Here is a 12,738-nt window from a genome sequence, read left to right on the forward strand (position 1 = left end):
TCTTTTTATTATGTTAACTTTGTAAAACTTTATAAATTTACACATAAAAATAAGGCGTGAAGAAGATCTTCATGCCCTATTTTTCAATTTATTTAATCCTATCTCTTAGTTCTTAAAGTTATTGATTCCTTAGTCGAAATCTTTCCATCATTATATTTAGCAGCAATCTTAAAGTTATAAATAGTGTGTCTATTTAACCCTTTAAATGTATAGGAAGTCACGTCTTTTCCTACTTCGCCAACTTTTTTACCATCTTTATAAAGAATGTATCCTTCTAAACCATAATCTGATTTCGGAGCTTTCCATGATACACTTACATCTCTTTTATTAACTTCAGTCTCTTTAAATTCCTGAACTGGATTTACAACTACTTCAGCTTTCTTCTTAACATTTATTTCAGCAGCTGATGCATATCCACCAACACCTTCTAATGCTATAAGCTTAATATGAGTTGCTTCTATCGGACTAAACTTAACTGTCTTTAACATCTCATCATTTGCCCAATTTCCTGTGCTAACAGTTGTGAAATTCTCACCATCATTACTTACTTGAAGTTCATATTGAGTTATTCTACCATTTCCTCCACTTTGTCTTGGAAGATAAGTTACTGTGTCAATAACATGACTTTCGTTACCATCCTTATCTAAATCTAAAGTTAGAGTATATGGTTTTTCTCCTGATCCATCCCAAGGAGTGTGCCATATTGTAGATTCATTTCCATCTAAAGCATATTTAGCCGGACCTTCTCCACCACCATCTGGTTGCTCTGCATTAGCGATTATTGACATATCTTCTTGTGGAATAGCTAAAGGATCTACTGGAGGCTTTGGTGGCTCTGGGAATGGATTATCAATTTCTCCATCATACTCATTGATTGTTAAATCATCTAAAACTAAAATACCATTTCCAAGCTTTTCTATAGCAATATAATAATCATCATAGTTTCCTGTTTGGAAAGTATATTCAAAAGTTCCTGATCCATTGCCTGTTGCTTCATCAACTTCATATCTACCTAATCTTGCTCTCATAACAGTCTCTTCATCTGATCCCTTTGCTTTATCTGAAGTAATTGCTATATCATAATTTGCATATTTATCTGGCTTATAGAAATCATTATCTGGGAACTTATAATCAAGCTTAATTGAATACTTGGTATTTGGATTAAGCTTTAATATACCTGGAACAGTTCTAGCAACTAATCCACTTACTCCTTCTTGGGTCTTAAATGACCACTCTCCATTTATTGTGTCATTAGTATACCCATTTGCATTTCTTTCAGAAAGATGAGTTCTGCATGGTCCATCATATCCATAAACAAAAGGACCCCATCCTTCATCCACACTTTCAAAGTTTTCATAATAATAATTTTCATTTTGATTTACTATTTCCGCATCACTTCTTTTATGCTCTACAACCCTAACATTATCAAATCTAACATAAGAGTCTGTATCACCTTCACCAGCTTTTAATGATAGAGTCACTTCATTAACACCCTCTGGAAGAGTAAAGTCAACATTTATTTTTTGGAAGTAAGTGTTATGCTTATCACTATTTACAGTGTAATTTTTAAAGTTTGTTGAAGTTATATGATTAGTAAATACTTCATCTCCAAACTTAACCTCTAATTCAGCATTTCTTTCTGTGCCAGGAGTTATTTCTGCCCAAACTGATGCTGTATAATCTTTTCCCCCTTGTAGTGTTATATTCTGAGTAACTCCGCCAGCATTTTCTCCATCAACTCTTAAATAAGTTTGACCTACATTGTTAGTAAAGCTTCCGTTAGCTTCTGAAGTTCCATTCTCTCTTTCAAAAGTTATATGACTTGAATCACCTTCATATATCTTACTCCACCATCCGTAAGTATCATCTGCACCCTCTTTAAAGTCATAACTATCAAATCCCATATCTCCTACATTACTTGTTTCACCCCAAGTAGTGGTTCCTATGGTCTCCTCAACCTTTTCATAATAAATAACATACGGAGTGCTTGGAGTTAAGTTTAATACCACTTGTCCATCAACTACAGGTATTTCTTGAACAAATCTTCTTCCTTCTCCTGAAGTTTCATAAAGATATACAGATGAAGCGCCTGCGTCTTTCCAAGCTTTTGGTAAGTGCCATGTTCTTTCTTCTTCAAAATCATTCCATGCATAAATCTTATCCGGATTTTCTATATCAGTATCACTATATGGAATAAATACTCTATTATCCTTAGATAACAATTTATCTCCTGCATCTTCCGCTCTACGTCCATCTGCACTTCCATTTCTGTAAGTTGTTCCAGAGTAGATTAGATTACCATCTTTCTCAAGCTTAGTGTCTCCACCATAAACTTTACCATACTCATCTTTATTTAAGTTTTCAACTGAACTTACTAAGTTATTTTCAAATACAACTTGATTATCAGTCCATTTTACTATTGGGAAGTGTTGCATATATTTTGTAGGTAATGTCCAATTATAGAAAGTCTCCACTGAGTATTCTATATTCTTCTCTCTTGGAGCATCGCCTTCCCATCCCATGAATCCTTTATTCTTATTACCTTTTAATAAAATATCATTAGGGAATACATCCTTCATTTCATTTTCTACAAATCTAACAACCTGACTTCTTGTTCCTCTATACTGTTCTCCCCAGTTAACTCCATTAGATACATTGCCATTATCATAAGTTAAATCGGCCCAGTGAGTCCATATCGCATTTCTTCTCATTGGACCACTCCACTCAGTAGCAACATACCAATCACTGTCCATTAAGAAGTTTTGAAGCATATACTCATTCCACGGATTTGTTCTATATACATCCACATAAACCCAATCAAGTTCACTTGTAGCTTCCTTCATTTCACCTAGTCTTGCCTTTAATCCAATTTCAGTATCATTTAATACATCTGCTCTCTTATCTACATAATAAGATTGATCAAGCCAACCCCATCCCTTTCTGTAAGGCTGTTCTAATATATCATCTAAGAAATATTTAGCTTCTGGGTAAATTTCTGTTGTATTAATATGAACACCAACTAATGTATTATATTTTTCTCCAACTGTTTTAGCCATTTCATTGAATTCTTCAACTCCACCAGCTCTTTCATTAAAATTATTACCATAATCAGGATGAGCACTATCATGACCCTCTGATTGATATCCCTTAACAAGCATCATTTGACCAAATCCATCTAAGTAATTAGAATACTTAGCTACTTGATCTGTTAATCTATCAAATGGATATTGTGCATGAGATGCAAAGTTCATAGCTACGTGAGAAATATGATCTTTGACAACATCATCTCCATGAGGTTTTACCATATGCTCCCTATATGCTACTGCACCATCTTGCCAATCTACCAATTCATCATTATTTTGATCACCTGAAATAACTACTCTTGACCAAGGAAGTTCAGTTACTCCACTGAATGCTCCAACCTTCTCTTTAGAATTAACAACGATTGAATTATCTTCACCTAATTTAGCTTTTATTTGGTCCCCAACGGCTTTACTTACGCCTATCATATTGCAAGCATCATGAGTTCCTTGTCCAGGTAAAGCACCTTCAACATTATTCATAACAATTACAAATTCAGCACCAGCTTTTTTTGCATTTTCAGCTTTAGAAACAAAAGTAGTTTCTCCTCTATCTACAAGAGCTATTTTTCCAGTTAAATCCTTACCTTCAAAGTCAGCACCTGTTCCAAGGCCACAGTAAACAGCTTCCATATCCTTATTTAAATCTGGATATATTGAATTTTCTGAGTCACTTATAATTTGAACTCCTTCAAACTCTAATCCTTCAGCTGTCATTGTGAAAGCCATTCCTTCTCCAGCACTTAAATTTTCTCTATAAATCCAAGAACCATTCCAAATTCCAGCTTCTTTAACATCACCATTTAAAGATGTCTGATAATAAACCTGCTTTTCATAATCCAAAACGTTATTTTCTATGGAAGCTACTAAATCACCATTATCTAAAAATGCCATAGTTTGATGAACAGGTGCTTTATCAACTTCCTTTTCATTTAAATCATAGAAATAGTCATCTGAACTTAATATTCCATGAACTCTTGCAGCTGTAATATCTGGATCTTGCTCCCCATCATTTATAGTTACAAGATTATGATTAGGAATTTGTATTGTTCCTACTTTAAAATCACCATTCTCATTTATTTCTTCAAATTGAATTTTAACAGTATTTTCAACTACAGTAAGAGAAAGAACCATATCAACATTTATATCTTCAAAGTTTACTCTATAAATGTATGACTCCCCTTGAGAAGTATCTGGATTTTTCTCTGAAGTTACTGTAGGTGTAAATATTTTTCCATTAATTAAAAACTCATCTCTTGAATTATTTGCTCCCTTAATAACCTTATCACCCATTCGGTACTCTGTTATATTAGGAAAGTCTCTATCAATTGTTACTGATAATTCTTCTGAACTTATTATATCTGTATTTTCTATAGTTCTTAATTCTCCTTCAAATGCAGGTATAACTTCTGGGTTAGCTACATCCCTTGCGTTAACTTCTAATTCTCTAGTAAGCTGTTCAGTTACATCTGCAATCTCATTTACTTCTGAATGTGATTCAACCTTAATACTTTCTTTTTCTATATCAGCCTTAACGATTTGCGGACTTACTAAAGTTAACCCATAAATCGAAGTCAAAATAGCTGCAGTATATTTAGCTGCATTTTTTTTCATAAATTTATGCTTTGTCATTGTTCTCCCCCTTGAAATTTTAATTTACAAACATATAATATGTATACTCATATTTTTTACAAATATTACCAAAAGAAACAATAAAAAAAGAAGCTTAATTTTAAATTAAGCTTCTAAAATATAATTATCTATTTATATAATATTCTCCACACTTTTTCCAATTTATAACATCAAAGAAATTATCTATATATTCTGGACGTTTATTTTGATATTTTAAGTAGTAAGCATGTTCCCACACATCCATTGTTAATATAGGAATTAATCCTAATGAAATTGGAGATGATTGGTCTTTAGTAGACATGATTTTTAATTTTCCATCTTTATCACTTACAAGCCAAGCCCATCCTGATCCAAAAGTAGAAACTCCACACTGTTTAAATGCTTCTTTAAATTTTTCAAAAGAACCAAAGTCTCTATCTATAGCATCTGCTAAATCAGCAACCGGTCTATTACACCCTTTTCCTAATACACTCCAATAAAATTCATGGTTATAAACTCCACCACCCTGATTTACTAAATCAGTCATGATATCTTCTGGCATATCATCTAAATTGCTTAATATATCATGTAGACTTTTACCATATAACTCTGGATGCTTCTCTATTGCTTTATTTAATTTATCTACATAAGCTTGTTGATGTTTATCATGATGAATTTTAACTGTTTCTTCATCTATTGATGGTTCTAAAGCATCATAAGCATAATCTAAAGGCTTTAAAGGAAATCCTTCTCCTTTACTAGAACTTGAGCCACAATAAGCGGGACTCTTTAAAGGAATTAATTTGTGATTTAAAAATTCATTTAACATTTTATTACCTCCATAAAATTCAGATTTACAATTATCTTTTCCTTAAATCCATTTTTATATTGATTAAATTTAAAATTTTAAACTTTTTAGCAATATTTTTTTTAAAATATAATACCCTAATATAAATAAACTTATTGCTATTATTATAGTCGTAATTATATTTATAAAATCTCCATACCTAATTATAAAAACTTTATCAATCAATCTATTTATGAAATTATTATTTATAAATGATATTACTAATAGCATTATAATATATTTTAATTTATCAAATTCTATTCTATCTATACAGATTATAAAAATTAAATTTATAGATATAACCACAATTATATTAGCTATTAGAGTATTTTTTAATATATTTTCATCCAACTTAAATATAATATTCTTTGTAACTATCCAAAAAGCACAATTGAGAATGTATCCTATAATAAAGCTCTCAATAATAAAAAATAAAGTTCTTTTATACTTTTTATATATCAAATATTTATCATTAATATATTTTTCAAAATTTTCATCATAATCTAATATAATCATAAAGGTAGATATAGTCACTACTATATATCTAAAAAATTTCACTTCGAGTATCTCTGACATAAACAAGGCTAAAACAACTGCACTTATTAGCAATTTAGTTTCTATTATATTTTTTTTAAAAGAAAAGTTTTTTTCTTTCATATTTATACGCCTCCTTATGTAAAACTCCTTTATTCTAACTCATTCTAACACTTTTTGTTCATATATAACACCTTTAACCCACTTAAATAAACTCAAACAAATTATTTCTTTATACTAAAATTATCAATAATTCCTATATATTTTGACTAAAATCTAATAATCTGCTTTTTTTAATAAATTGTAAACATCTCCAAACGTTTTCATATTAATAATACAGATATTTTGCTTTTTGACAATTAAAATTCATAGTCTTATAATTGTATAGTTCATAATTTAATAAAGGAGATGATTGGATGATTGATGCTAAAAAAGATCTTCAAAATTCAAATGAGGAGATTTATAAAAGCAGATGGTTTATACTAGCAGTATTAGTCATGCAACCATTCATGGCTTGTTTAGATAGTAGTATAGTAAATGTAGCGCTTCCAATTATACAAAAGAATCTTGGCTCTACCATGGCCGGAACTGAGTGGATTGTTAGTTCATATCTAATAGTTATTTCTGCTACAATATTAATATTCGGTAGACTCGGTGATATGCATTCTAAAAGTTCTATATTTATAAAAGGAATTATAATATTTGTTGTAGGTTCATTGCTTTGTGGTATTTCTCCAACACTAGAGATTCTAGTTATATCAAGAGTTATTCAAGCGATTGGAGCTTCAATGTTAATGGCTACTAACCAAGGAATAATAACAGATGTATTCCCGCCTCAAGAAAGAGGTAAAGCCTTGGGGATTTCTGGTTCATTCGTTGCCTTAGGGTCAATTTTAGGACCAGCCTTAGGCGGATTCATAGTAACATACTTTACTTGGCATTATATTTTCCTAATAAATATACCTATAGGTATAATTTCTTACATATTTGCTAAAAAGTACTTACCAATAAGAATATCTAACAATTCTGAAGGTATGGATAAACCTGGTGCAATAATGTTCTTTATTGCGACAATACTTATATTTACCTCAATATTACTTGGACAGCATCTAGGTTTTGCTAGTCTTTATGTAGTTTTAGGATTAATAATAGGATTTTTAATTATTGCTTTATTTTTAATGTTTGAAGATAAAACTAAAAATCCAATGCTTCACTTACATTTATTTAAAAAGCCTATATTTTCAGTAAGTTTAATTTGTGCATTTATATCATTTACAGCAATAAACACTATAAATGTTATTCAACCATTCTATCTAAATGATATTTTAAACTATAGTCCAGGTAAGATTTCAATAATAATGACAGCTTACCCTATTGTATTGTTTGTAGTAGCACCTCTTAGTGGTTCTTTATCTGATAAAATAGGTAGTAAACTCCTTACATTAATAGGATTATTTTTAACTGGAGTTTCATTAGTTTTATTGGCAACTTTAAATTCTAATTCAAAAGAAATTGTAATATTCCTTATGCTATCATTATTAGGATTTGCAAATGGATTATTCCAATCACCTAATACAAACTTAATAATGTCATCAGTTCCAAAAGATAAGCTAGGGATAGCTGGCGGAACTAATGCCCTAATAAGAAATTTAGGATTAGCTTTTGGAGTTTCTGCATCCACATCAATTTTATATTATAAAATGAGTACAATAGCTGGATATCGCGTTTTAGGAGCTATCCCCGGAAAACCAGAGATATTTATTTCAGGCATGAAGTTTGTATACATACTAATAGCAAGCCTATGTTTTATAGGATTTGTAATATCATTAATAGAACATATTATGTCTAAAGACAAATAAAATAAAACTGACATGAATATATATTCATGTCAGTTTTATTTTTATAAAAATTTTTTAATTTCCTCATATTCTTCTTTGCTTATTTCTCCATTAGCAAATCTATTACTTAAGTTTTTTAAAGCATCCCTATTAGGATTATTAAAATCTTTTAAAAATTTAAATAAAAAGTATCCAATAAATAATACTACTAATAATATTCCTAACATCATAAGTGTTCCAAAAATACCTCCACCCATCATGCCTTGATTAAAAAAATAATCACACATACTTATCACCTCTTACTTATAATAAAACAGGTTTATGAATAAATTATGAATATAAAAAAGGTATATTATATATACCTTTTTTAAATTATTTAGTTTCTTGTATGCTCATTATACCTTGAGAATTATTTGAAACATTTAATAAAGAATTATTTAAAAATAGGTTTCCTCCTAAAAATATTATAAAGGCTAATACTATTACCATTAATATATTTTTAAATCTAAAACTCTTTTTCACTGAATCCACCCTCTTTTATATTTTAAGTTAAATATGGTAAGAATAATGTTCCTAATCCTAAGAAGAAAAAGAATCCACATACATCAGTTACTGTTGTAACAAATACTGCTGATGCTAATGCAGGGTCTACTTTTAATTTCTTTAGTATAACTGGTACTAAGTATCCTGCAAAAGTAGCTGCTGTCATATTTAATATCATTGCTAATCCTATAACTAATCCTATTGCTGGCTTTCCAGACCAAATTACTGCAACTATGGCAGTAACAATTCCTGTAGCCGCTCCTGTTAATATACCAACACCAATCTCTTTAAAGAATATTCTTTTAGCATTTTTAAAAGTTAATTCACCTAAAGCAATACCTCTAACAATTATTGTTAATGTCTGAGTTCCACCATTTCCACCCATTCCTGCAACTATTGGCATAAAGGTAGCTAATATAACAACTTTGCTTATTGTATTTTCAAAAAGACCTACGGTTGCTGATGCCAAGAAAGCTGTTACCAAGTTTACAAAAAGCCATGGCAATCTACTTTTTACAGATTCTTTAACTGTGCTATCAACTTTTTCCTCTCCGTCAACACCACCTAGACGATGGATATCTTCTGTTGTCTCTTCTTTTATGATTTCTATAACATCATCTATTGTTATTATACCTAGGAGCATATCTTTATAATCCACAACTGGTATTGTTAAAAGCCCATATTTATCAAAGATATTTGCAACTTCTTCTTGGTCCATATCAAAAGGAACGCTTATAACATTTTTATTTGCTATTACAGAAATTTTCTCATTAAATTTACTTATAACAAGTTCTCTTAAAGAAACTACTCCCTTTAATATACCTAAATCATCAACCACATATATGTAATAAGCTGATTCTGCTTCTGGTGCAACTACTTGTAAATACTCTAAAGTTTCTTTTACACTCATAGTATCTTTTATTGATATATACTCAGTTGCCATTACTCCACCGGCAGTATCAGGTGCATATGTTAATAACTTTCTAACATCTTTCGCGTCCTCAACTGGCATACTTGAAAGAAGTTTGCTAGTTTCTTCTCTATTTAAGTTTGCCATTAAATCTGTAAGTTCATCAGATGATATTTTATTTAATACTCTTTTCTTTTTATCCTCTGGTAAACTCTTTAAAATATTAACTTTATCATCATCTTTTGCAAAATCTATAACATCTGCAATTATATCATCTGGAAGATCTTTTATAATATTTATATTTTCTTCATCTTCTTCAAATAAGTCCACTATATCAGCAGGATGTATATCTTCTAATATATCTAACATCTCTTCCTTAGGATACTTAAATAGAATTTCTTTTAGTTTCCCTTTTGTTAACTTTCTGTTCATATTTCTTCCTCTTTTCCGTCTCAAGAGGATAACTACATTAATCTCTATTCAATTTTATAATATATAAAAACATAGTTAGTTTCTGTACAAATGGTATAAATGTACTTTTCCTCTTGTTTTCAATTTAATATTTACTAAAATTCTACTAAGGGGATCTCCTTCCATTTACACCACCTCCTAACTTATAATTTAATACTTTAATTATCTTCTATATATAATATTAAGCAGTTTTAAACATTTTGTAAATAAAAATTTTATTTTTATTTCATCCCATTTGGAATATTTTGTAATCCATTCTCATAAATATATAATAATAAAAATTATAATTTAGTAATTTTTAACCTCACTTTTTCTTATTTTGTAAAAGCATGTAGAACCTTCTATGAATATTCTTAAACTATATAACCTATAAATTTGTTTCTTTGTGTTGTAATTCTCCTTTTACATTTTTATTCATACATCTACATGCTAAACCAAAAGCAGATTAGTAAAACTAATCTGCTTTTTATATTTTGATTACCTATCAAACACTATAGATTTTCCTAAAGCGAAAAATTCTCTTGCATAAGTAGATGGCACTAAATACCATTGGCTATCACTAGTATATAAGTTTACATCTTTATATCCATTTTTCTTAGCTAACATATTACTTCTCATAGCATGAAAATCTGTTGTTACAACTAATATATCCAAATCTTCTATGCCTCTTCCACTTAACTCCTCTATTATTTTCTTTGAAAAGTTTAAATTTTCATAAGTACTAGTTGCTTTATCCTCAAGAATAACTTTATTTTTATGTATTCCATTTTCAACAAGGTATCTATTCATAGCTTCGGCTTCTGTCATATCTTCACCTGGTCCTTTACCACCAGAAACAATTATATCTCCATCATAGCCAGTTTTATTGACATATTCTATTGTTTTGTCGAGTCTATCTTTTAATGTTGTCGTTAAGCTTGTCCCTCTTATACCAGCCCCTAGAACAACTATGTAATCGCATGGTTCTAAAGATTTTTTAGGATATAAAACAATAGCTCCTTCAACTAATATAAATGTACTTATGCAAATTATAACAAATATCTTAAATGGCTTATATAATCTACTAAAAAACTTAATCTTTAATAATTTATCAATAAATAGTGAATAAAGAATCAAAGCAATTCCAATAATTAAATAAAAAGAACTAAATGTAGTTCTTCCAGTTAATGAATTAACTAAAACATAATATGCTATACAAATTAACCCTATTAAAATAAATACTATCTTAAATCCTACCTTTTTCACAAAATCCCCCCCTCTAAAAATAATTTAATATAATATTACCATAATATTAATCTTAAATAATAAACATTTGTATTACAAAAGGTATATATCAAGACTTAATAATAGAACTTATTTTGATAAATTCACTTATAATTTAATATTTATTGTATAAATTTAAAATGGCCTAATTTCAATATTTTTATGTTTAAATATTGTAAATTAAGCCATAAGAATCACAAAATATAAATACTATACATTAGCAACATCTTTTTCCTTTATAAATAAATGAGTTATTATAAATCCACATACATATGAAATAAGTATTCCTATTACAAAGTTAAGCATTGAATCTGGTTGCATTAATGGAACAGCTACTATACCTGATGGTCCCCAAGCATTTGCCATTACATTACTAAACATTACATATGCTCCTCCAAATCCTGCTCCTAAACCAGCTGTAACAAATGGTTTTCCTAATGGAAGAGTTACTCCATATATTAATGGTTCTCCAATTCCTAGAATACCTGCTGGCAGTGCACCTGCTATTACCTGTTTCATCTTTTCATTTTTAACCTTCTTAGCTTTTAAATATATTGCTATAGCTGCCCCTACTTGTCCAGCACCTGCCATAGCCAATACTGGGAATAATGTTACTCCACCTAAAGCTTCAAGTTGAATAGCATATATAGGGATTAATCCATGATGAAGTCCTAATAATACCATAGGTAAGAATAATGCTGCTAACACATAGCCTGATATTATACTTACTATTGGATTACTAGAATTTATTAGTAATCCTAAAATATCCACTAGACAATCAGATGCAAATCCTGAAACTGGCATTATAATAAATACAAATACTATTGCAGTTATAACTAAAGTTACCAAAGGAGTTAATATTAAATCTAAAACATCTGGTATAACCTTTCTAACTTGTTTTTCAACCTTAGCTAATAAATAAACTCCTATAATAACTCCAATTACTCCACCTTTACCAGTTGTAAGTATTGAATTTAAAGCCTGTGTTTCGTCAAACATTCCAAATATCTTTGAAATATCGTTAATAGCTGGCATTATAGACATGGCTCCAAGCATTCCTCCTAAAGCAGGAGTAGCTCCAAATTTCTTAGCTGAATTTATTCCAGTGAATATAGCAAAATATCCTAAGAATGATCCACCTATTAAGGACATGAATATTCTTATAGTATTCCATGTATTACTATCTGCTGGTAAGCTTCCTGTACTTTGAAGGTTTGATATAAGTCCTGCAAATCCATTTAAAATACCTGCTGCTATAATAGCTGGTATAAGTGGAATAAATATTTCTCCTATAGTTTTTAGTGCCTTCTTTAATCCATTTTCTTTTTGATTACCCTTTATATTCTTTTTATTAGTTTCCCAATCTCCAATTTCTTGACTTACTTCTTTTATTCCTAAATCACCTTTCAATATACTACACAGTTTACCTGATTTACCTGGTCCAACAACTACCTGTAAGCCTGTATCCTCTTTAACTACACCTAAAACACCCTTTGTGTTTTCAAGCTCATTATAGTTAACCTTAGTTAAATCTTCAATTTCGATTCTAAGTCTAGTCATACAATTTTCAACACTGATTATATTAGCTTTTCCACCTAAAACTTCAACTATACGTAAGGCTAATTCATTATTATTCATAAA

General features: G+C 29.7%; 9 protein-coding genes. 1 reads left to right on the top strand and 8 read right to left on the bottom strand.

What is annotated here, in order from left to right; all coding sequences use genetic code 11:
* Positions 1-98 precede the first annotated feature (98 nt).
* The 3 genes from ACQZHJ_RS09580 to ACQZHJ_RS09590 all read right to left on the bottom strand — a co-directional run bounded on the left by ACQZHJ_RS09580 (position 99) and on the right by ACQZHJ_RS09590 (position 6,195).
* Complete coding sequence (locus ACQZHJ_RS09580; protein WP_430485329.1) at positions 99-4,712, bottom strand: endo-alpha-N-acetylgalactosaminidase family protein; 4,614 nt, start codon at positions 4,710-4,712, stop codon at positions 99-101.
* 124 nt (positions 4,713-4,836) lie between these two features.
* The gene (locus ACQZHJ_RS09585; protein WP_430485330.1) at positions 4,837-5,520 is read right to left on the bottom strand and encodes a superoxide dismutase; all 684 of its coding nucleotides are present in this window, start codon (positions 5,518-5,520) and stop codon (positions 4,837-4,839) included.
* A 69-nt stretch (positions 5,521-5,589) separates the two neighbouring features.
* On the bottom strand, positions 5,590-6,195 hold the full coding sequence (locus tag ACQZHJ_RS09590) for a hypothetical protein (protein ID WP_430485331.1): 606 nt from the start codon (positions 6,193-6,195) through the stop codon (positions 5,590-5,592).
* A 293-nt stretch (positions 6,196-6,488) separates the two neighbouring features.
* On the opposite strand from ACQZHJ_RS09590, the gene ACQZHJ_RS09595 reads away from it, so the two are divergent.
* Positions 6,489-7,931, top strand: a complete 1,443-nt coding sequence (locus ACQZHJ_RS09595; protein ID WP_430485332.1) for an MFS transporter — start codon at positions 6,489-6,491, stop codon at positions 7,929-7,931.
* Between the two features lie 41 nt (positions 7,932-7,972).
* On the opposite strand, the gene ACQZHJ_RS09600 is transcribed toward ACQZHJ_RS09595, so the two are convergent.
* The 5 genes from ACQZHJ_RS09600 to ACQZHJ_RS09620 all read right to left on the bottom strand — a co-directional run bounded on the left by ACQZHJ_RS09600 (position 7,973) and on the right by ACQZHJ_RS09620 (position 12,735).
* On the bottom strand, positions 7,973-8,197 hold the full coding sequence (locus ACQZHJ_RS09600; protein WP_430485333.1) for an SHOCT domain-containing protein: 225 nt from the start codon (positions 8,195-8,197) through the stop codon (positions 7,973-7,975).
* 85 nt (positions 8,198-8,282) lie between these two features.
* Complete coding sequence (locus tag ACQZHJ_RS09605; protein WP_430485334.1) at positions 8,283-8,432, bottom strand: hypothetical protein; 150 nt, start codon at positions 8,430-8,432, stop codon at positions 8,283-8,285.
* Between the two features lie 22 nt (positions 8,433-8,454).
* Complete coding sequence (gene mgtE / locus ACQZHJ_RS09610) at positions 8,455-9,795, bottom strand: magnesium transporter (RefSeq protein WP_430485335.1); 1,341 nt, start codon at positions 9,793-9,795, stop codon at positions 8,455-8,457.
* A 516-nt stretch (positions 9,796-10,311) separates the two neighbouring features.
* Positions 10,312-11,079 (bottom strand): ElyC/SanA/YdcF family protein, encoded by a 768-nt coding sequence (locus ACQZHJ_RS09615; protein ID WP_430485336.1) that lies wholly within the window; start codon positions 11,077-11,079, stop codon positions 10,312-10,314.
* Between the two features lie 228 nt (positions 11,080-11,307).
* Positions 11,308-12,735, bottom strand: coding sequence for a PTS transporter subunit EIIC (locus ACQZHJ_RS09620; protein ID WP_430485337.1), 1,428 nt, complete (start codon positions 12,733-12,735; stop codon positions 11,308-11,310).
* Between the last annotated feature and the right edge of the window lie 3 nt (positions 12,736-12,738).

The organism is Clostridium sp. B9 (assembly GCF_050509515.1).
Lineage (GTDB): Bacteria > Bacillota > Clostridia > Clostridiales > Clostridiaceae > Sarcina.

Coding starts and splice junctions, on each gene's coding strand:
- ACQZHJ_RS09580 (WP_430485329.1), bottom strand. CDS start 4,712: ATGACAAAGCATAAATTTATGAAAAAAAATGCAGCTAAATATACTGCA.
- ACQZHJ_RS09585 (WP_430485330.1), bottom strand. CDS start 5,520: ATGTTAAATGAATTTTTAAATCACAAATTAATTCCTTTAAAGAGTCCC.
- ACQZHJ_RS09590 (WP_430485331.1), bottom strand. CDS start 6,195: ATGAAAGAAAAAAACTTTTCTTTTAAAAAAAATATAATAGAAACTAAA.
- ACQZHJ_RS09595 (WP_430485332.1), top strand. CDS start 6,489: ATGATTGATGCTAAAAAAGATCTTCAAAATTCAAATGAGGAGATTTAT.
- ACQZHJ_RS09600 (WP_430485333.1), bottom strand. CDS start 8,197: ATGTGTGATTATTTTTTTAATCAAGGCATGATGGGTGGAGGTATTTTT.
- mgtE (WP_430485335.1), bottom strand. CDS start 9,795: ATGAACAGAAAGTTAACAAAAGGGAAACTAAAAGAAATTCTATTTAAG.
- ACQZHJ_RS09620 (WP_430485337.1), bottom strand. CDS start 12,735: ATGAATAATAATGAATTAGCCTTACGTATAGTTGAAGTTTTAGGTGGA.